Annotated in this window: 17 protein-coding genes; 8 read left to right on the top strand and 9 right to left on the bottom strand. The window is 65.0% G+C overall.

Going from position 1 to position 19,509, the window contains the following annotated elements; translation table 11 throughout:
• The first annotated feature begins 89 nt into the window (after window positions 1-89).
• The gene (locus I6F16_RS27245; protein WP_225113023.1) at window positions 90-749 is read left to right on the top strand and encodes a DsbA family protein; all 660 of its coding nucleotides are present in this window, start codon (window positions 90-92) and stop codon (window positions 747-749) included.
• A gap of 80 nt (window positions 750-829) precedes the next feature.
• On the opposite strand, the gene I6F16_RS27240 is transcribed toward I6F16_RS27245, so the two are convergent.
• The 3 genes from I6F16_RS27240 to I6F16_RS27230 all read right to left on the bottom strand — a co-directional run bounded on the left by I6F16_RS27240 (window position 830) and on the right by I6F16_RS27230 (window position 3,185).
• Window positions 830-1,036, bottom strand: coding sequence for a hypothetical protein (locus I6F16_RS27240; protein WP_035996755.1), 207 nt, complete (start codon window positions 1,034-1,036; stop codon window positions 830-832).
• An 80-nt stretch (window positions 1,037-1,116) separates the two neighbouring features.
• Window positions 1,117-2,187: a phospholipase gene (locus I6F16_RS27235; RefSeq protein WP_225113024.1), complete on the bottom strand. Its 1,071-nt coding sequence runs from the start codon at window positions 2,185-2,187 to the stop codon at window positions 1,117-1,119.
• Between the two features lie 26 nt (window positions 2,188-2,213).
• Complete coding sequence (locus tag I6F16_RS27230; RefSeq protein WP_225113025.1) at window positions 2,214-3,185, bottom strand: S1C family serine protease; 972 nt, start codon at window positions 3,183-3,185, stop codon at window positions 2,214-2,216.
• A gap of 264 nt (window positions 3,186-3,449) precedes the next feature.
• Here I6F16_RS27230 and I6F16_RS27225 point away from each other — a divergent pair, with 264 nt between their 5' ends.
• The 6 genes from I6F16_RS27225 to I6F16_RS27200 all read left to right on the top strand — a co-directional run bounded on the left by I6F16_RS27225 (window position 3,450) and on the right by I6F16_RS27200 (window position 10,747).
• Entirely contained in the window at window positions 3,450-4,868 is a 1,419-nt protein-coding gene (locus I6F16_RS27225; RefSeq protein WP_225113026.1) for a M20 family metallopeptidase, read from the top strand.
• 259 nt (window positions 4,869-5,127) lie between these two features.
• A complete protein-coding gene (locus tag I6F16_RS27220; protein ID WP_225113027.1) occupies window positions 5,128-6,918 on the top strand; it encodes a peptide ABC transporter substrate-binding protein in 1,791 nt (596 codons plus the stop codon).
• A gap of 26 nt (window positions 6,919-6,944) precedes the next feature.
• Entirely contained in the window at window positions 6,945-7,904 is a 960-nt protein-coding gene (locus I6F16_RS27215) for an ABC transporter permease (protein WP_025033623.1), read from the top strand.
• Window positions 7,870-8,787 (top strand): ABC transporter permease, encoded by a 918-nt coding sequence (locus I6F16_RS27210; RefSeq protein ID WP_035996800.1) that lies wholly within the window; start codon window positions 7,870-7,872, stop codon window positions 8,785-8,787. Before I6F16_RS27215 ends, I6F16_RS27210 begins: the two co-directional genes overlap by 35 nt.
• Window positions 8,787-9,782, top strand: coding sequence for an ABC transporter ATP-binding protein (locus I6F16_RS27205; RefSeq protein WP_035996773.1), 996 nt, complete (start codon window positions 8,787-8,789; stop codon window positions 9,780-9,782). The genes I6F16_RS27210 and I6F16_RS27205 overlap by 1 nt, the downstream gene beginning before the upstream one ends.
• Window positions 9,779-10,747: a dipeptide ABC transporter ATP-binding protein gene (locus I6F16_RS27200; RefSeq protein WP_036020704.1), complete on the top strand. Its 969-nt coding sequence runs from the start codon at window positions 9,779-9,781 to the stop codon at window positions 10,745-10,747. Before I6F16_RS27205 ends, I6F16_RS27200 begins: the two co-directional genes overlap by 4 nt.
• Before the next feature lie 29 nt (window positions 10,748-10,776).
• Here the strand turns inward: I6F16_RS27200 and I6F16_RS27195 are convergent, their stop codons facing one another.
• Window positions 10,777-12,681 (bottom strand): diguanylate cyclase, encoded by a 1,905-nt coding sequence (locus tag I6F16_RS27195; protein ID WP_036020705.1) that lies wholly within the window; start codon window positions 12,679-12,681, stop codon window positions 10,777-10,779.
• Window positions 12,682-12,854: 173 nt separating this feature from the next.
• Window positions 12,855-13,076: a dodecin gene (locus tag I6F16_RS27190; RefSeq protein ID WP_036020706.1), complete on the bottom strand. Its 222-nt coding sequence runs from the start codon at window positions 13,074-13,076 to the stop codon at window positions 12,855-12,857.
• 179 nt (window positions 13,077-13,255) lie between these two features.
• On the opposite strand from I6F16_RS27190, the gene I6F16_RS27185 reads away from it, so the two are divergent.
• Entirely contained in the window at window positions 13,256-14,137 is an 882-nt protein-coding gene (locus I6F16_RS27185) for a DMT family transporter (RefSeq protein ID WP_036020708.1), read from the top strand.
• A gap of 20 nt (window positions 14,138-14,157) precedes the next feature.
• Here I6F16_RS27185 and I6F16_RS27180 read toward each other — a convergent pair whose 3' ends face one another.
• The 4 genes from I6F16_RS27180 to I6F16_RS27165 form a co-directional block, all read right to left on the bottom strand.
• Entirely contained in the window at window positions 14,158-14,715 is a 558-nt protein-coding gene (locus I6F16_RS27180; protein ID WP_057028390.1) for an HNH endonuclease, read from the bottom strand.
• A 200-nt stretch (window positions 14,716-14,915) separates the two neighbouring features.
• Entirely contained in the window at window positions 14,916-15,893 is a 978-nt protein-coding gene (locus I6F16_RS27175; RefSeq protein WP_225113028.1) for a peptidyl-alpha-hydroxyglycine alpha-amidating lyase family protein, read from the bottom strand.
• A 144-nt stretch (window positions 15,894-16,037) separates the two neighbouring features.
• Window positions 16,038-17,798, bottom strand: coding sequence for an NAD(P)/FAD-dependent oxidoreductase (locus I6F16_RS27170; RefSeq protein WP_036020728.1), 1,761 nt, complete (start codon window positions 17,796-17,798; stop codon window positions 16,038-16,040).
• Between the two features lie 163 nt (window positions 17,799-17,961).
• Complete coding sequence (locus tag I6F16_RS27165; protein WP_225113052.1) at window positions 17,962-19,488, bottom strand: acyl-CoA synthetase; 1,527 nt, start codon at window positions 19,486-19,488, stop codon at window positions 17,962-17,964.
• Window positions 19,489-19,509: the final 21 nt, after the last annotated feature.

Here is a 19,509-nt window from a genome sequence, read left to right as displayed (position 1 = left end):
GGCAATCGCGCCCGCGGCATTCTATATGACCCGTAACAATGACCGGTGCGCGGGCGTATATCCGCAAGACGGGACCGGAACGGGACGATATGACTGGATTTGGGAATAATGGCCTTGGGCCGAGCCGGCGCGCAGCCTTGACGCTGATCGGAGCGGGCGCTCTCGCCGTGGGTGGGATCGTTTCGGCGCGCGCCGCCACCGGCGATGACGAGGTGCTGACCGAAGCCAAGGTGCTGCGCGATCCCGACACGCCGGTCGCAGGCAATCCCGACGGCAACATCACCATCGTCGAATGGTCCGACTACAATTGTCCCTATTGCCGCAAGCTCGAGCCCGAGCTGCGCCAGGTGGTCCAGGACGACGGCAAGGTGCGGCTGGTCATGAAGGACTGGCCGATCCTCGGGCCGGCTTCGGTCACCGCGGCGCGGAGCGCGCTGGCGGCCAAGTTCCAGGGCAAGTATCACCAGGCCCATGACGCCCTGATCGGCGTCAGCTCGCGCCTGACCGAGCCGCGCATCAACGAGCTGCTCGCGGCTGCCGGGGTCGACATGGATCGCTTGAAGCGCGATCTCACCGGCCACGCCAAGGACATCGACGCCATCCTCAAGCGCAACAACGAGCAGGCTGAAGCTTTCGGCTTCCAGGGCACCCCGTCCTTCATCGTCGGCAAGTATCGCGTGCCCGGCGTGCTCAGCATGACCGAGTTCGAGCAGGTCATCGCCGACGCTCGCAAGGCCAAGATGAACTGAGCCGGCGATATTTCAGGACGCAATACAAAGGCGCCGTCGCGGGTCTGCGACGGCGCCTCGTTCATGTCGATCGGACGAAATTACTTCGACGAGATCCGGACCCAGTCCTTGTGCGCGCGATCGCGCAGCGCATCCCAATCGGCCTTGGCGACGTCCCAGTTCACGATCGTTCGGTTGGTGGTCGCGATGTCGCCTTTGGCGACTGACGACGTCTGCATGGAATCATAGACGTAGACGCCGCCCGCAAGCAGCAACGCGCCCAGGATCATTCCGAAAAAAGTCTGCATGGCGAACCTCCGGTGACGGGCGATAACGTCGGCCCGGAGTGATGGTTCCGCGACTATGCGGCGCATCCAAGTGAGGTTGTTCATTCTCCATTCAGCCACTCCATCAGCTCCGCATTGATCTCGCGCGGATAGGTGTGGCTGAGGTCGTCGATCTCTCGATAGGTGACTTGGGCACCGGCGGCGGACAGCGCCGCCTGCGTCTGCCGTGCGGTCTGCACCGGAAACATCCAGTCGAGCTTGCCGTGAGTGATGAAGACCGGCAAGCCTTGCAGGCGCGTTGCGTCGGCCATCTCCGCCATCAGCGGATGGAAGGTCGCCGCAACCGGGGCGAGATGCGTGAAGGGCGAGGCGCCGTCGAGGCCGGTGACGTAGCAGAAGGTGCCGCCGTCGCTCATGCCGGTCAGCAGCATGCGCGAGGGGTCGATGCGCCAGCGGCCGCGTACAGAATCGATGATGCGCATGAGGTTCGGTGTGTCGGTGTCGTCGCCCATCAGCGCCCAGGTCGGGCCGGTCGCGGTCGGCGCCACCAGGATCGACCCGAGAGTGCGGGCGTCGCGGAGCCAGCTCCACAGAAAGCCGCGTCCGTTGCCGCTGCCGCCATGCAGCGCCATCACCAGCGGCATGGCACGCTCGGGCGCATAATATTCGGGGACATAGACCGAGAAGCCGCCGCGGCTGCCAGGCTCGTTGTGGTCGTGGAAGATGCCGGTATCTTCGCCCGCGCTGGCTTGGAGCCGCGACAACAAATCCGCATTGTCGCGATTGGCGGCGTTGAGGAAGAAGCTGCTCACCGGCGGAAACTGCGCTGCCAGCGGATAGAGCGCCTCCTGCGCGCGCGGGACAAGGCGCAGCGCGCGGAACACCGCGACGAGATCGCCATGGCCACGCTCGACCTCACGAATGCCGGCAAAGGCAGCGAGCGTCTCGCCGCAGGCGCGATCGAGCCGCTCGCGCAAGCCTCCGAACTGCTCCGGCCAATCCCCGATTGCTGCGTGCGCCGTCTGCAGCGCCTCGTCCGGCGTGCCGATCGCATCCATCACCGAGGCGAAGGCCGGTGGATGCAGATGCCGCTGGAAGAAGCCGAGCGCTTCCAGCGCATTGAGCAGCGGCGGCAGCACGGCCACGATGTCGTCCACCACGGCCTCGGTCATCGCCCGCTTCCTCAAAGCCTTTTGGATCAGTGCAGCTTCGGCGCCTTCAGGAGCTTGAAGCGATCGGTCGACGTCACGGTGACGTCGAAGGTGACGCCTTCGTGATGAACGGTGAGCGGCACGTCGACGCCGGCGGCGCCGAGCGCCCACATTTTCTTGTAGAAGGCGGTCTGGCTCGTCACCCTGTCACCGTTCACGGCGAGAATGACGTCGCCGGTCTTGAGCTCGGCGCGGGCGGCCGGGCCATTGGCGGAGATCCCGATCACCACCACGCGGTTGTCGATCTCGGTCGAATAGAGTCCGAGCCAGGGTCGTGCCGGCTTGTTGACACGGCCGAACTTGCGCAAGTCCTCCAGGACCGGCTTCAGGAGGTCGATCGGCACGATCATGTTGACGTGCTCGGCCTCGCCGTCACGTTCGCGATCGAGCTGGAGCGAGCCGATGCCGATCAGCTCGCCGCGTTCGTTGAGCAGCGCCGTACCGCCCCAGTTCGGATGTGCGGGAGCGGTGAAGATGGCCTCGTCCAGCAGATATTCCCAGTAACCGGCGAATTCCTGCTTGGCCACGACCTGGCTCGCGACCGAGCGCGTGCGTCCGCCGGCGCCGCCGACCACGACGCGGTCGCCGATCCGTGTCGCCGCCGACGAGCCGAGCGGCAGCGGCGCAATGTCGAGCTGGCCGAGCGCCTGCACCAGCCCGAACCCGGTCTCGGAATCGAAGCCGAGCGCATGGCCCTCCACCACTCGTCCGTCGGCGCGGTGCAGCCAGACCGACTCTGCCTCGGTGATGAGATAACCTATCGTGAGCACCAGGCCGTCATCGATCACGACGCCGTTGCCGGCGCGTTCGGTGCCCAGCGTCTCGGCACTGAAGGCGTCCGGAGGGATGATGGCGTGCAGGCCGACGACGGAGCCGAGCGCGCGGTCGAGATCGAAACCATAGTCGCTCGCCCGCGGCTGGTTCGCCGGCGGCACTCTCCATTCGGTCAGAGCGCTCATGGAGTTCTCCTGGCTGAGAGCATCGCTCCGGCAAGGCTGGCGGAGCGACGCGCGAAGCACGCCTAATTTAGGCCGGAGCAGGCCGTCTTGAAAGCCTCGTTCCCAACTATTCGGGAGAACGCCGCGTGAAATCTTGGAAAGGCCCGGAAACACATCGTCATCTGATCCGGCGCATGGCTGCTGTCCGGCGCAGTGCTAGGCGCCGTGCAGTGAAGCTGCTAACCATTGCCGCCTCGTTTGACCAAGGGATCACGGACGACAAGCATGGACAACCGCAGCGACATCTGGCGTGGCATCGACACGATCAAGGCACGCTTCATCGACCTCAGCGACAGGGTCTGGGGCATGCCTGAGGTCTGCTACACCGAGGCGCGGTCCGCCGCCGAGCATCTCGCCGAGCTGCGTCATCAGGGCTTCCGCATCACTGAGAACGTCGCCGGCATCCCGACTGCGCTGATCGGCGAGTGGGGCGAGGGCGGTCCGGTCATTGCCTTCATGGGCGAGTACGATGCGCTGCCGGGCCTCAGCCAGGAGGCGGGTGTCGCCGAGCATCGCCCGATCGAGGACGGCGGCCATGGCCATGGCTGCGGTCACAACCTGCTCGGTTCCGCAGCGCTGCTCGCCGCGACCGCGGTGAAGGACTGGCTGGCCGAGAACAAGGTGCCCGGCCGCGTGCGCTATTACGGCTGTCCGGCGGAGGAAGGCGGCGCGGCCAAGGCCTTCATGGTGCGCTCCGGCGCGTTTGAAGACGCCGACATCGCCATCACCTGGCACCCGCACAGCTTCTGGGAGGTGGCGGTAACGCCCTCGCTTGCGAATACGCGCGCGGATTTCATCTTCACCGGCCGCACTTCGCATGCGGCGGCCTCGCCGCATCTCGGCCGTTCGGCGCTCGATGCGGTGGAATTGATGAATGTCGGCGTGAACTACATGCGCGAGCACATGCCGAGCGACGCGCGCGTGCACTATGCCCTGCTCGACACCGGCGGCATCGCGCCGAACGTGGTGCAGGCCCATGCCCGCGTGCGCTATTCGATCCGCGCGCGCGATCTTCCCGGCATGAACGAGTTGGTCGAGCGTGTGTCCAAGATCGCGCAAGGCGCGGCGTTGATGACCGAGACCAAGGTCGAGATGAAGATCATCTCCGCGGTCTCCAACATCCTGCCCAACACGCCGCTGGAGCAGGCGCTGCATCAGGTCATGGAAGAGCTCGGACCGCCGCATTTCGACGATGCGGACAAGAGCTTTGCCGGCCAGATCCGTGCGACCTTGAGCGACAAGGATATCGCCTCGGTCTATTACGCGATCGGCATGGAGCCGACCGATCGGCCGCTGGCCGACTTCCTGGTGCCGCTCGATGCCAAGCGCAATCCGCTGGTCGGCTCCACCGATGTCGGCGACGTGAGCTGGGTGGTGCCGACCGTGCAGGTGCACGCACCGACGGTTGCAATCGGCACGCCCTTCCACACCTGGCAGGTGGTGGCGCAGGGCAAGAGCCCGCACGCGCACAAGGCCATGGTGCAGGCCGCCAAGGCGATGGCAGGTCTCGGCATCAAGGCGTTGACGGAACCGGAGCTGATCAAGGTTGCCAAGGCGGATCTCCAGAAGCGGACGGCCCGCACTCCTTACGTCTGTCCGTTGCCGGATCACGTCGCGCCGCCGCTCGACATGTCCGTGGCGTAGGAATTCGCCTCGATACTTCGTCTGATCCAGCGAACAAATTTTCCGCAGTGCAGCGCGCAATCCAGCAGATTTTGATGCTGGATTGCCGAACGGATGGGCTGCGGAGCGCAATTTTGCCCAACGGACAGCCAATAGACCGTTTGCATACACACGGTCCCAGTTGACGTGCACCCCATTCGGTGTGCCATCTACCGCCAGCTAAACTAGGCGGTCGCGAGCGGCCGCCTGCATCCATGTCGGAACCAGACGGGGGACAACCATGCTGGACAAAGAGCTGCGTTCGATGATCGGTCAGGTGAAGGACGGGCGGATGGACCGCCGCGCCTTCGTCAAGCGCCTCGCCGCGGTCGGTCTCACCGCTCCCCTCGCCAACCAGCTCCTCGCGCTCGGCGGCGTTGCCATGGCGCAGAGCCCCGCGGTCTACAAGCCGACCAAGCGCGGGGGCGGCGGCCCTCTCAAGGTGCTGTGGTGGCAGGGGCCGACGCTGCTCAATCCTCATTTCGCCACCGGCACCAAGGACCAGGACGGATCGCGGCTTTTCTACGAACCGCTCGCCAGCTGGGACGCCGACGGCAATCTCAACCCGATCCTCGCGGCAGAGATTCCCTCGCTTGCAAACGGCGGTCTCGCCGCCGATGCCAAATCGGTGGTCTGGAAAATCAAGCCGGGAGTCAAATGGCACGATGGCAAGCCGCTGACTGCCGACGACTTCGTGTTCACCTGGCAATACGCCAGCGATCCCGCCACGGCTGCCGTCAGCATCAGCACCTATGGTGACATCACGGTCGAGAAGGTCAGCGATCTTTCGATTCGCATCCTGTTCAAGACCCCGACGCCGTTCTGGGCCAACGCGTTCGTCGGCGCTTATGGATGCGTTCTCCCCAAGCATCTGTTTGCCGACTACAAAGGCCCGAAGTCCCGCGAGGCGCCGAACAATCTTGCCCCGGTGGGCACCGGTCCCTACAAGTTCGTCGAGTTCAAGCCGGGCGATGTGGTCCGCGGCGAGCTCAATCCCGACTATCACATGCCCAACCGTCCGCATTTCGACACGATCGAGATGAAGGGCGGCGGCGATGCCGTCTCGGCGGCGCGCGCGGTGATCCAGACCGGCGAATTCGATTTCGCCTGGAACATGCAGGTCGAAGACGACGTGCTGCTGCGTCTGGAGAAGGGCGGGAAGGGCAAGACCGTCTATGCCACCGGCGGCGACATCGAGTTCATCGCGATCAACTTCACCGATCCGAACACTGAGATCGACGGCGAACGGTCCTCGATGAAGACCAAGCACCCGATCTTCTCCGATCCGAACGTGCGCAAGGCGCTCGCCCTGCTCGTCGACCGCGACTCCGTCAAGAAGGCGATCTATGGTCGGGCCGGCCGCACCACGGCCAACTACCTCAACGGCCCCGAGAAGTTCGTCTCCAAGAACACCTCGTGGGAGTTCAACATCGAGAAGGCGTCGAAGATGCTCGATGACGCCGGCTGGAAGGTCGGCGCCGACGGCATCCGCGAGAAGGACGGCAAGAAATTCAAGCTTCTGTACCAGACCTCGACCAACGGTCCGCGCCAGAAGACCCAGGCCATCGTCAAGCAGGCCTGTCAGAAGGCCGGCATCGACGTGGAGCTGAAATCGGTCGTCGCCTCGGTCTTCTTCTCGTCTGACGTCGCCAACCCGGACACCTATCCGAAGTTCTATGCCGACATCGAGGAGTTCCAGATCCCGATGACGCAGCCCGATCCGGCCCTGCACATGCGGCGCTACATCTCCGCCAATGTGGCCACCAAGGAGAACAAATGGCAGGGGCAGAACTTCCCGCGCTACGTCAACAAGGAGTATGATGACGCCATTGCTGCGGCTGAGACCGAGACCGATCCAGTCAAGCGCGCCGCGCTCTACATCAAGTGCAACGACCTGTTGTGGCAGGACACCGTGTTCATTCCGGTGATGCATCGCCTGCTGGTGGATGCCTGCTCCAACACGTTGCGGCCGGCGCTCTCGGGCTGGGCCAATCGGACCGATAACCTTCAGGACTGGTACCGGGAGGCATGAGCGCAGGCTAGACGGGATTCTTCCCTATGAGTCAGTATGTCCTGCGTCGCCTCCTGATCGCCGTTCCGAGCCTGCTGGCGATTTCGCTGGTGCTGTTCGTCGTGCTTGCGCTCGCGCCCGGCGATCCGTTCTCCGAACTGGCCACCAATCCGAACGTGCCGCCCGAAGTGCAGGCGGCACTCCGGGCCAAGTTCGGTCTCGACGACCCGATCTACCTCCGCTACCTGCACTGGCTCAACGCCATGCTGCACGGCGACTGGGGCTTCTCCTTCGTCAGCCGGATGAACGTCGACACGCTGATCCTCCAGCGCCTGCCCGCCACGCTCTACGTGATCGGCTCGGCGCAGATCCTGGCGCTGCTGATCGCGATTCCGGTCGGCGTCTATGCCGCGACCAGGCCGTATTCGCTGTTCGACCAGATCGCGAATACGCTCGCCTTCGTCGGCTTCTCGCTGCCGACCTTCTTCACCGGCATCCTGTTCATCCTGATCTTCTCGGTCACGCTGGACTGGCTGCCTTTCGTCTACACCACCGACATCAAGGCCACCGGCATCCGCTGGGTGCTGGAGATGATCCGTCAGGCGATCATGCCGGTGGCGGTGCTCGGCCTGTTCCAAGCGGCGTCGATGACGCGCTTCGTGCGCTCGGCGATGCTCGACGTCATCCGGCTCGACTACGTCACCACGGCGCGGGCCAAGGGCCTCGGCCAGACCACGGTGATCATCAAGCACGTGATGCGCAACGCCATGATTCCCGTGGTCACGCTGATCGCGTTGCAGATGCCCGCGGTGTTCGGCGGCGCCATCGTCACCGAGCAGATCTTCCGCATTCCCGGCATCGGCTCGCTGCTGATCTCCTCCATCCTTTCCAACGACACGCCGGTGGTGATGGCCGTCACCTTCGTCTTCGCGTGCCTCGTGGTGCTGTTCAATCTCATCGCGGACGTGCTTTATGGCTGGCTTGACCCTCGCATCTCCCTCCGCTGAGCGGCGCGCCTATTCGCCCTGGCGCGAAGCATGGCGGCGTTACAGCCGCCACCGGCTCGCGGTGGTCAGCGCTGTCCTGCTCCTCATCCTGGTGCTCGCCGTCGTGCTTGGGCCGTTCGTGTGGCGTGTGAAGATCAACGAGATCGACATCGTCGCGGGCCTGCAGGGTCCGTCGCTCGCCCATCCCTTCGGCACCGACGATCTCGGCCAGGACATTCTGGCGCGCATGATCTATGGCGGCCGCATCTCGCTCGCGGTCGGGCTCGCCGCGATGCTGGTCGCTGTCATCATCGGCACAGTGATCGGCGCGCTCGCCGGTATGTCGCGCGGCGCGCTCGGACACGGATTGATGTGGCTCACCGACCTGTTCCTGTCGCTGCCGCAGCTGCCGCTGCTGCTGCTGCTGATCTATCTGTTCCGCGACGGGCTGAAGCAGGTGTTCGGGCCCGAAGGCGGCATCTTCATCTTGATCGTGCTCGTGATCGGAGGTCTGCGCTGGATGCCGGTGGCGCGGCTGGTGCGTGCCCAGTTCTTGTCGCTCCGCGAAAAGGAGTTCGTCGAAGCCGCCCGTGCGCTCGGTGCCAGTCCGGTGCGGCAGGTGGTACGGCACATCCTGCCCAATGCGGTCGGCCCGGTGATCATCGCCGGTACCATCGACGTCGCCGCCGCGATCATCGCGGAATCGACGCTGTCCTTCCTCGGCCTCGGCTTCCCGCCGGATACCCCGACCTGGGGCCGGCTGCTGTTTGACGCCAAGGATTTTCTCGACATCGGCCCGCACTGGGCGCTGTTTCCGGGCGGCGCGATCTTCGTCGCGGTGGTGGCCATCAACTTCATCGGCGACGGTCTGCGCGACGCGCTCGATGCGCGACGGGTGATCTGATGGCGCCGCTGCTCGAGATCAAGGGCCTGAAAACCCACTTCTCCACGGACGACGGCATCCTCCAGGCCGTCGACGGTGTCGACATCTCCATCAACAAGGGCGAGACGCTCTGCGTCGTCGGCGAATCCGGCTGCGGCAAGACCGTGACCGCGATGTCGATCCTGAAGCTGATCGCGATGCCGCCGGGCCGGATCGCGGCGGGCCAGATCATCTTCGAGGGGCGCGATCTGGTGCCGCTGACCAGCAACCAACTCGACGAGATCAGGGCGAAGGAGATCGGCTTCATCTTCCAGGAGCCGATGACCTCGCTCAATCCGGTGCTCACCATCGGCGAGCAGATCGCAGAGAGCCTGCGGCGGCACGAAGCGGTGACCAGGAAACAGGCGCTCGAGCGCACCATCGAGATGCTGAAACTGGTGCAGATCCCGAACGCCGAAGGCCGCGTGCACAATTATCCGCATCAGTTTTCCGGCGGCATGCGCCAGCGCGTGATGATCGCGATGGCGCTCGCCTGCAAGCCGAAGCTGATCATCGCCGACGAGCCCACCACCGCGCTCGACGTCACCATCCAGGCGCAGATCCTCGACCTCTTGCAGGACATGAAGGACCGCTTCGGCATGGCGGTGATGCTGATCACCCATGCCATGGGCGTCGTCGCCGAGACCGCGCAGCGCGTCGTCGTGATGTATGCCGGCAAGGTGGTGGAGGAGGCGCCCGTCGACGATCTCTTCGGCGATCCCCGTCACCCCTATACGCAAGGCTTGATCCGCTCGATCCCGCGCATCGATCTCGACAGCGAGCACAAGACGCGGCTCGAGGCGATCGGCGGCTCTGTGCCGATCCTGATCAACCCGCCGGCCGGCTGCCGCTTCGCGCCGCGCTGCAAGTTCGCTATGAATGTCTGCACCGAGAAGGAGCCGCTGCTGCGCGAGATCGCGCCCGGTCACCGCATGGCCTGTCATCTCGGAGATACTAGCGTGGGAGCCGCGTCATGAGCGAGCCCTTGCTCCGCGTCAGCGGCCTGAAGAAACATTTCCCGGTGCTCGGCGGCCTCTTGTCGCGCCAGGTCGGCACCGTCTATGCGGTCGACGGCGTGTCGTTCTCGGTCAACCGCGGCGAGACGCTCGGCCTCGTCGGCGAATCCGGTTGCGGCAAGTCGACGACCGGGCGCTGCGTGCTGCGCCTGATCGAGCCGACCGACGGCGAGGTCACCTTCGACGGCCAGAACGTACGCAAGCTCGGCGGCAACGATCTGCGCGCGATGCGGCGGAACATGCAGCTGGTGTTCCAGGATCCGTTCGCCTCGCTCAATCCGCGCATGACGGTCGGGGCCATTCTCGGCGAGGCCTTTACCATCCACAATCTCGCCTCCTCCTCGAAAGAGCGCGAGGAGCGCGTTGCGGGGCTTCTGGTCAAGGTCGGGCTCAAGGCCGAGCACATGCGGCGCTATCCGCATGAATTCTCCGGCGGCCAGCGCCAGCGCATCGTGATCGCGCGCGCGCTCGCGGTCGAGCCGAAGCTGATCGTCTGCGACGAGCCGGTCTCCGCGCTCGACGTGTCGATCCAGGCCCAGGTCATCAACCTGCTGGAGGACCTTCAGGCCGAGCTGAACCTGACCTATCTGTTCGTCGCGCACGATCTCTCGGTGGTCGAGCACATCTCCGACCGCGTCGCGGTGATGTATCTCGGCCGCATCGTCGAGCTCGCGAAAGCCAGCGACCTCTACCGCAACCCGCAGCATCCCTACACCAGGGCGCTACTGTCGGCGGTGCCGGTGCCAGATCCAAAACTCAAGCGCGAGCGCATCCGCCTCAAGGGCGACGTGCCGAGCCCGATGAAGCCGCCCTCCGGGTGTCACTTCCACACCCGCTGCCCGATCGCCCAGCCACGCTGCGCGGAAAGCGCGCCGCCGCTGAAGGAGGGCGCGGGCGGCCATTTCGTGGCGTGCCATCTGGCGTAGTGCTATGAATCCGTAGACGGCCGATCAGCTCACGCGCTTTTCGCGGGCCATGCTATCACCTGGCCCGACATCACCAGCCGGTCTCGGCCGCTCTCCTTGGCGACGTAGAGCGCACGGTCGGCGGCGGCGACCAGCGTACTAGAGTCCATCGCGGTCTGGGACGGAAGAGCCGCGGCGCCGCCGATGCTCGCAGTCACCAGCCGCGAAGGCGGATTTTGCGCGTGCAGCATGGCGAGATCGAGCAGCGCCTGGCGAATCGCTTCGCCGACCTCGGCGCAGCCTTCAGGACCGGTGTTCGGCAGCAGCACGGCGAATTCCTCGCCGCCATAGCGCGCCGCGAGGTCGGCCGGACGCCTGGCCTGGGCGGATAAAATCCGGGCCAGCGCGCGCAGGCAGGCGTCGCCCGCCAGATGCCCATAGAGATCGTTGAATTTCTTGAAATGATCGACATCGATCAGTAGCAGCGAGAGCTGGGTTCCGTCGCGCCGAGCCCGCGCCCATTCGTCGGCAAGGTGGTCGTCGAAGGCGCGACGGTTGGCGAGGCCGGTGAGACCGTCAGTGATTGCCAGCGAGGCGAGCCTGTCCTGAAGATCCTTCTGCTCGGTCATGTCGCGCACGACCGCGACGACGCCGTCGATCACGCCGCTGTCGGACGCCACGGTGACGTGTAGCGCCGCCTCGGCCCAGATCTCGCCTTTGTCGCGATGACGCTGCCGATAGACGAACCGCGCTTCCTCCGCCTCGCCATTCTTCAGCGCGGCGATGGCCTGCTCAACTCGTTCCATGTCGTCGGCGTGAATGCCGGCCAGGGCCGAGGTGCCCATCAGTTCTTCGGCCGACCAGCCGGTGATGCGCGCGCAGGCGGGAGAGACGTAGAGCAACCGGTTATCCAGCCCGATGCGGGTCACCATGTCGCTGGATTGCTCGGCCAGCAGGCGGAAATTGGCTTCCTTGGCGACCAGGGCCTGTGCCGTGCGCTGCCGCTGCAGCAACTGACGGACCAGATAGTAGCCGATCACCGCGATCAAGAGGACGAGTCCGAGGACGAAGCTCATGCGTGCTGCTGCCGCGCGTCGCCAGGGGGCGAGCACGTCGGCCTGCGACTTGCTCGCCAGCACCATCAGGGGATAGCGGCTGCTGCGCTGGTAGTAGCTCAGCCGCTCCGCGCCATCGAGCGGCGATTTGAAGTAATAGACCGCTGCGGCGGGGCGGCTTTTCCAGCTTCTGAACAAGGGCGCATCGGACAGGTCGCGTCCGACGAAGGCGCCGCTCTCGTCACGGCTGCGCGCCAGCATGATGCCGCTGTCGTTGAGCAGAGATGCCGAGCCGTTCGGCCCGATGTCGAACCGCTCGTAGAATTTGACGAAATAGCTGACGTCGATCGTGAGCAGGGCGACGCCGGCGAAGCCGCCGTCGGAATCGTTGATCCGACGGGATGCGGTGACGATCCACTGACCGCCGGAGCGGCTCTTGACGGGTCGCCCGATCAGCGTGCCCGTGTCCGTAGAATCGCGATGGCGTTGGAAATATTCACGGTCGCTGTTGTTGAGCTTGGAGAAATCGAGGTGCTCCGTCGTGGCGAGCCAGCGGCCGGTCGCATCATAGATGAAGATGCCGCGGATGCGTTCCGATGATTTGCGGGTGGGCAGATAGGCCTGGAGCTTCATGATCGTGTCCGGGCCCATCCCGTCGATCTCGAGCCGGTGGACCAGCCCGACAAGAATCGTATCGGCAAGCTCGAACGTGTCGTCCGCGTGCTGGATCAGCGACTGAGCGAGGTTGGTGACGTCGATTTCGGCGTTCCTCAGATCGGCGTTGCGCGCCTCCCATTCGCGCCACGCACTCAGGCCGAGGATAGCCACGCAAGTCAGCACGACGAATCCGGCCGCCCAGAGCGGAAGGCGCGTCTTGCCGAGTTCGCGGCTTGTGACCATCAGGCTTGCTCCAAATCGGAGCAAACCTCTCACTTTCACCTTAACGGCCTGTTGCAATATCCGCGATGATTGTGCGGGGTCCGTACTGGACCGGGAACATGGCCGACATCGAGTTCCACTCTCGTCGGCCCGCGTTCATCATGGTACCGCGGCGCGATGGGCGGCCTGACGTCTCATCCTTCCAACGTGAAGCCGACGCGCAGCGTCACCTGAAAATGACGCACGGCGCCGTTCTCGACATGGCCGCGCGTTTGCACGACCTCGAACCATCTTATTTCGCGAACGGTCTTGGAAGCGCGGCTGATCGCATTCTTGATTGCATCCTCGATCGAGGTCTCGGACGATCCGACGAGGTCGAGGATCTTGTAGACGTGATCGTGCTCGGCTGTGGGCATGGCCTTCCCTCATTTGGTATCTTGCCATCCGAAAAAATGCGTATGGCGGAACGTGCGCAGGCGAGCATGCCTGGCCCACGGTCTGAACGGTCGTGGGAGCTTCGGGTTCCTTGCTCCGCGATGGCCCGCATGCACCAGGCGAGGTGGAGCGGCCGGCGCTGGCCTGCTAAGCGCTGGGTATGGACACGGCGCGACGCGACAGGACGATCGGCTCACTCTGCCTGTGCGTAACGGCGTTCGGCTGGGCGTTGAACTGGCCGCTGATGAAGCTGCTGCTGCAGCAATGGCCGCCTTTGTTCGCGCGCGGCCTTGCGGGTGTTTGCGCCTCGCTCATTCTCGGCACCCTGGTGCTGATCCGGAAGGAATCCTTCGCCGTCCCGCGCGAGGCGGTGCCGCCCCTCTTGTTTGCGACCTTCACCAACGTCTTGGCCTGGATGGGTCTCGGCACGGTCGCGATGAAATATGTGAGCGTGAGCGAGGGCGCGCTGCTCGCCTATACGATGCCGATCTGGGCGATGCTGTTCGCCTGGCCGGTGCTGCACACGCGGCCGGCGCGACGAGATGTTCTCGGGCTTGTCCTCGGCATTGCCGGCGTCACGCTGCTCCTGAGCGGCGACGGTCTTGCGTTCAGCACCGACAAGCTGGTCGGCATTGCGCTCGCACTGCTCTGCGCCATCCTGTTCGCGCTCGGCAATGTGCTCAACCGCAAGCCGCTGCCGATGCCGCCGCTGGTCGTCGTCGCCTGGCAGGTCGGGCTGGGCTGCGCCACGATGCTGGTCCTCGGCGTGCTGTTCGAGCGCCCTGACGTCACCGCCATCACTCCGCTGGGGCTCGGCTGCTTCGTCTACATGACGCTGGTGCCGATGGGCCTCTGCTACGTCACCTGGTTCGAGACGCTGCGCCGTCTGCCCCCAACCACGGCGTCGACCGGCATGCTGATCGTGCCCGTGATCGGCGTCGTCTCAGCGGCGATCATTCTCGGCGAGCCGCTCGGCTATCGCGAATGGACGGCGATGGCGCTCACGCTCGGCGGCGTGACGCTGGCGTTGCAGCGGGGGTAGCAGAGCGCGCTGGCTCGCACCTACGGATCCAGCTCCGTATCCCAGTACAGATAGTCCAGCCAGCTGTCGTGCAGATAGTTCGGCGGAAACAGCCGGCCGTTGCGGTGGAGCTGGTGCACGGTGGGCGCGAACGCGGTCTGGCGCGGAAACATTTTGGACTGCGCCGGTGTGAGATTGCCCTTGCGCAAATTACACGGCGAGCACGCCGCGACCACGTTCTCCCAGGTGGTCTGGCCGCCTTTGCTGCGCGGGATGATGTGATCGAAGGTGAGGTCTTCGGGCGAGCCGCAATATTGGCAGGCGAAACGATCGCGCAGGAAGACGTTGAAGCGGGTGAAGGCGGGGTGGGTGGTCGGCTTGACGAAGGATTTGAGCGAGACGACGCTGGGCAGCTGCATTTCCAGCGTGGGACTTCGAACCGCCTGATCGTAATGTGCGACGATGTTGACGCGGTCGAGGAACACCGCCTTGATCGCGTCTTGCCACGACCACAACGACAGTGGGTAGTAACTCAGCGGCCGGAAGTCCGCATTCAGCACCAACACCGGCCAACTGCCTTGCGAGACATGTGCGTTCAAGTAACGCTCCCGGCCTCCAATATACGCTGCGAAGCAGCATGTAGTGACATACTACATGCAGCGTGACGGGATTGTGAAGCCCGTTGAGCGACTTATTCAAGCGCAAGCAATGCGGCGGCGGGGTGGCAAACGGGCTCAAAAAGCCGCGATCCAGGGGGCGCGCGGAACCGCCCCAGCATGGGCTGCCGTTGCCATGGCAGCTACTCCCGTACCCGCTCCAGCTTCTGCAGGCACCGCGTCGCGCGCACCACAGCAGGCATCTCCTCGTCTGGGAAGCTCGTCGTCCAGTTGGTGACGCCGACCTCGCCGACATAGATATCGCCCTTCGAGTCCAGCGCGATGCCGTGCGGCGCCAGGAATTTGCCGCTGGCGACGCCCGGCCCCTCCTCGCCGCCGAGCCGCGCGATGCGATTTCCCTTGGCGTCCACGATCGACAGCCGCGGGCCGAGATTGGGTACATTGCGGTTGATGGCGAGGCCGGGGCCGAGCTCGCCGATCACGAAGGTCGGGCTCTTGGCCCCGCCGCAACAGCACAGCGCGCAGGGTCGGTGCAGATTGTTCCACTGCGTCTCGTATTTGCCCTCGCCGTCGAACACCTGGACGCGGTGGTTCTCGCGATCGGCGACATAGACCCAGCCGTCGGCATCGGTGGCGATATTGTGCACGATGTTGAACTGACCGGGATCAGTGCCCGGCTCGCCCCAGCTCTTGATCAGCTTGCCGTCGGGCGTGAATTTGTGCACGCGCGCATTGCCATAGCCGTCGGAGACGTAGATCTCGCCCTTCGGCGACAGCGCGGTGTGGGTGCAGCGGTGGAACGGCTCGCCGCTCATGAACGGCGCCGGCTTTGCAGGAATGCCGATCGTCAGCAGCACCTTGCCGTCAGTGGTGCATTTGCGCACGGTATGGTCGCCGTCGTCGGTGCAATAGAGATTGTCGTCGGCGTCGATATGTAGGCCGTGCGCGCGCGAGAACAGGCCTTCGCCAAAACTGCGCAGGAAATTGCCCTCCCGGTCCAGCACCACCATCGGGTGGGCGCCGCGGTTGAAGACGTAGACGCGGTCCTTGCTGTCGACCGCCACCGAGGCGACGTCGGTGAGCTGCCAGCCGTCCGGCAATTTCGCGAAGTTGTCGACGACGCGGTAGCGGTGCTCGCCGGTGCCGAGAATGGCTGGCATTGATCTCTCCTCTTGTCATTCCGGGGCGCGCGAAGCGTGACCTATGATGCGCAATTGCGCATCTGAGAATCCATTGGGCAGCATACTCTGTGGTTAGATGGATTCCGGGTTCGCGCTTCGCGCGCCCCGGAATGACGGCTGTAGCTAAATTCGTGCCAAAATCCCTTCCTCGATCGCCTTGATCTGCAGCGCCAGATACTTCGAGTTGATCCGGCATTGCGCCAGGCTCCCGGCGATGAACCAGAGGCCGGGCTGCCTGGTGCGCGCATACATGTTGCGCAGCTCGAAGCCTTCGCCAAAACCCCAGATCGGCCCGACGCGGTCGGCGATGCCGTCGCCGAACAGCTTGCGCACCAGATATTCCTGCGGCTTGTAGCCGGTCGAGAGCACGACCAGGTCGGCGGTAATGATCGAGCCGTCCTTCATCCGCGCGCCCTCAGCGTTGAAGCTTTCGATGTCGGAGAACTGCCTGAGGCTGATCTTGCCCTCGACGATCAGGTTGGAGCAGCCGACGTTGAAGTAATAGCCGCCGCCGCGGGTGAGGTATTTGAACTGCCAGCCGGTGCCGGCTTCGCCGAAATCGAGCTTGAAGCCGACGCGCGCGAGGCCGTCGAGTAGCTCCTTGTCGAGCTGCTTGGATTGCTCGGTCAGCATCACATGCGTCTTCTTCGCGAGCGGCGTCGGCATCGAGGCCGCAATCAGATCGTTGTCCTCGAGCGTGCCCTCGTTGTAGGTCGCGTAGGCCAGCTGCGCCGACGGCTCGATGTTGGTGACCAGCGTCGGCGAACGCTGCACCAGCGTCACCTCGGCGCCGCTGGAATGAAGATCCTGCGCGATGTCATGACCGCTGTTGCCGGTGCCGATGACGATGGCGCGCTTGCCGGTCCAGTTCTCGCCGTCCTCGTAGCCGCTGGAATGCACCAGCGTCCCCTTGAAATTGTCGAGGGTCGGAATGTCGGGAATGTTGGCGATGCCGCTGACGCCGGTCGCCATGATCACATGGCGCGGATGCATGGTGCGCTTGCTGCCGTCGGCGCGTCGCAGCGTGACGGTCCAGTGGCCCTTGGCCTCGTCATAGGCGCCACCCTCGAACTCGGTGCCGGTCCAGAAGTTCAGCTCCATCGCATCGACATAGGCCTCGAACCAGTTGGCGAGCTTGTCCTTGGGGATATAGACCGGCCAGTTCGGCGGAAACGGCATATAGGGCAGGTGATTCACCTGCACCTGGTTGTGCAGGGTCAGCGCGTGATAGCGCTTGCGCCAATTGTCGCCGATCCGCATCTCGCGATCGACGATCAGGGTGTCGACCTTCAGCTGCTTCAGCCGCGCGGCAATCGCGAGCCCGGCCTGGCCACCGCCGACCACCAGCACGGCCGGATCGTGATCGGCATAGGCGCGCGCAGCGTTGCGCTGGTCGAGCCAGTTCGGCCCGCGGAAGTCGCGAGAATAGGCCTGCCCCCGCGGCCGCGAGGTGCCGAGCTGTTCCTCGAAGCCTTTCAATTCGTCGAGCGCGGTGAGCAGCGTCCAGGCTTTCAGGCTGTCGTCAGGGCCGTCGGGAATGAGCCGGACAATGCCGCTGCCGCGGCCGAGCGCGGTCTCAAAATTGAAGATCGCTTCGATGTTGTTGGTGCCGGCGCGCGTCACCCAGCGCGGCGGCGCCCGGTTCGGCGCGATCTTGAAATTGCTGGGCGCCGCCTTGGGCGCGCGCGCCGCAAGCTCCTGCGCGATCGCATCGCGGCCCGCGATGGTCTGCAGGTTCCAGCTCAGCGCCAGCACGTCGCGCCAGAAGCCGTCGGCGAGGAAGAGCGGGCCCAGCGTCGCGGGATCAGGTCTGCTTAAGGTGCGCTCGAAGTCGTCGAGCCAGGCCTGTGCGGCGATGGAAATATCCTGCGTCCGGTCCAGCATGCGCGACCTCATGGCCGTCTTCGCGGCGTTTCCTCAGAGATCGAACGCTATACGGTTTCGCCGCCCACCAAAAGCCGCGGACCTGAGCGAGGCCGGCATGCGGCCCTGCCCGGACGGAATATGGCCCGGAATTCCGCACGTGCGGACGCGGCCGGAGAACGACTTAAGCGCCGGCCGGCCTGTGGTCCGCCCAATAGGGGTCGCGCAGCTTGCGCTTGAAGATCTTTCCGGTTGCCTCGCGGGGCAGCGCATCCAGGAACTTGACCTCCTTCGGCACTTTGAAGTTGGCCAGACGCTCGCGCAAGAAAGCCTGCACCGCGGCGGCCGAGAGCTGCTCGGCCCTGTCGGGCTCGATGCAGGCGCACAGCCGCTCGCCATATTCCGCGTCCGGGATGCCGAACACGGCGCAATCGCGCACGCCGGGCATCGCGATCAACACGTTCTCGATCTCGGCGGGATAGATGTTGACGCCGCCCGAGATCACCATGTCGCGCTTGCGGTCGCAGAGGAACAGATAGCCGTCCTCATCGAGATAGCCGACGTCGCCGACGCTGACGAGACCGTCGCGCCCGGCCTCGGCGCGCGCCTGCGCCTTGCCGTGATAGTCGAAATCCGGCACCGCGGTCTGGCGCATGTAGATCTCGCCGACCTCACCAGCATCGCAGAGGCTGCCGTCGTCGCGAAAGATCTTGACGATGCCACCTTCGATGGCGCGGCCGACCGTGCCGGGCTTCTTCAGCGCCTCTTCGGCCGAGTGCCAGACCGGGATGCCGGTCTCAGTCGAGCCGAAATATTCGTTGATGACCGGTCCCCACCACTCGATCATGGCCCGCTTCACCTCGGGCGGGCAGGGCGCCGCGCCGTGCACAACGAAGCGCAGCGACGACAGGTCGTAGCGCTGCCTGACCGCTTCGGGCAGGCGCAGCAGACGGACGAACATGGTCGGCACCATGTGGATATGCGTCACACGGTGGCGCTCGATCAGCGCCAGCAGCTCCTCGGCGTCGAACCGCGGCTGAAGCACGATGGTGCAGCCGTTGCGGAAGGCCATCATGCCGTAGGAATGCGGCGCCGAGTGGTACATGGGACCGTTGATCAGCACGACCTGGCCCTCGCGCGGCTTGATGCCGTAGGCGATCGCGCCGACCCGCTCGGAGGCGGCGGCCTGCTCCGGCGGCATCGGCATGCGCCGCACGCCCTTCGGCATGCCTGTGGTCCCCGACGTGTAGATCATCGCCGCGGCCCGGCGCGGCGGCTCCTCTGTTTCCGTGTGGCCGTCGCGCCAGCGGTCCCAATCGGTCAGGCCCGAAGAGACCTCGGTCAGCTCACGGGGAATGGCGAAGGTCGCCGCCAGCTCGGGCGGGGTTGCGACCACGAGCAGGCGGACCTCCTCCGGAATGCCGCCGCGGATTTGTGGCAGCAGGTCGGCGTGGCAGATCAGGATCTTCGCGCCACTGTCGGTCAGGATGTAGCGGACCTCCTCGGCCTTCAGGTGCCAATTGATTGGCACCACGGGGCTGCCCAGTGCGGCCGAGGCCGCGACCACCTCGAACAAGGCGAAGTCGTTGCGCAGCATCATGGCAACCGGTGCGCCTGCGGCAAGGTCGAGGGCGCGCAGCCCGCTCGCCGCGCGTCTGATGCGCGCCTGGATCTCGTCATGGCCGATCCGGCGTTCGCCGCTGATGATCATGGTCATTCCCATTCCGTTGGA

This window comes from Bradyrhizobium sp. IC4060 (assembly GCF_020193715.1).
Taxonomy (GTDB): Bacteria; Pseudomonadota; Alphaproteobacteria; order Rhizobiales; family Xanthobacteraceae; genus Bradyrhizobium; species Bradyrhizobium yuanmingense.
Note: the sequence above shows the minus strand (reverse complement) of the source record. Positions and strands in the feature narration are given on the sequence as shown.

Excerpts from the sequence above, each read along its gene's own strand:
- I6F16_RS27210 (WP_035996800.1), top strand. The coding sequence starts at position 7,870 with ATGGCTGGCTTGACCCTCGCATCTCCCTCCGCTGAGCGGCGCGCCTAT.
- I6F16_RS27165 (WP_225113052.1), bottom strand. The coding sequence starts at position 19,488 with ATGATCATCAGCGGCGAACGCCGGATCGGCCATGACGAGATCCAGGCG.
- I6F16_RS27230 (WP_225113025.1), bottom strand. The coding sequence starts at position 3,185 with ATGAGCGCTCTGACCGAATGGAGAGTGCCGCCGGCGAACCAGCCGCGG.
- I6F16_RS27190 (WP_036020706.1), bottom strand. The coding sequence starts at position 13,076 with ATGCCCACAGCCGAGCACGATCACGTCTACAAGATCCTCGACCTCGTC.
- I6F16_RS27225 (WP_225113026.1), top strand. The coding sequence starts at position 3,450 with ATGGACAACCGCAGCGACATCTGGCGTGGCATCGACACGATCAAGGCA.
- I6F16_RS27185 (WP_036020708.1), top strand. The coding sequence starts at position 13,256 with ATGGACACGGCGCGACGCGACAGGACGATCGGCTCACTCTGCCTGTGC.
- I6F16_RS27170 (WP_036020728.1), bottom strand. The coding sequence starts at position 17,798 with ATGCTGGACCGGACGCAGGATATTTCCATCGCCGCACAGGCCTGGCTC.
- I6F16_RS27220 (WP_225113027.1), top strand. The coding sequence starts at position 5,128 with ATGCTGGACAAAGAGCTGCGTTCGATGATCGGTCAGGTGAAGGACGGG.
- I6F16_RS27215 (WP_025033623.1), top strand. The coding sequence starts at position 6,945 with ATGAGTCAGTATGTCCTGCGTCGCCTCCTGATCGCCGTTCCGAGCCTG.
- I6F16_RS27240 (WP_035996755.1), bottom strand. The coding sequence starts at position 1,036 with ATGCAGACTTTTTTCGGAATGATCCTGGGCGCGTTGCTGCTTGCGGGC.
- I6F16_RS27195 (WP_036020705.1), bottom strand. The coding sequence starts at position 12,681 with ATGGTCACAAGCCGCGAACTCGGCAAGACGCGCCTTCCGCTCTGGGCG.
- I6F16_RS27200 (WP_036020704.1), top strand. The coding sequence starts at position 9,779 with ATGAGCGAGCCCTTGCTCCGCGTCAGCGGCCTGAAGAAACATTTCCCG.
- I6F16_RS27175 (WP_225113028.1), bottom strand. The coding sequence starts at position 15,893 with ATGCCAGCCATTCTCGGCACCGGCGAGCACCGCTACCGCGTCGTCGAC.
- I6F16_RS27245 (WP_225113023.1), top strand. The coding sequence starts at position 90 with ATGACTGGATTTGGGAATAATGGCCTTGGGCCGAGCCGGCGCGCAGCC.
- I6F16_RS27235 (WP_225113024.1), bottom strand. The coding sequence starts at position 2,187 with ATGACCGAGGCCGTGGTGGACGACATCGTGGCCGTGCTGCCGCCGCTG.
- I6F16_RS27205 (WP_035996773.1), top strand. The coding sequence starts at position 8,787 with ATGGCGCCGCTGCTCGAGATCAAGGGCCTGAAAACCCACTTCTCCACG.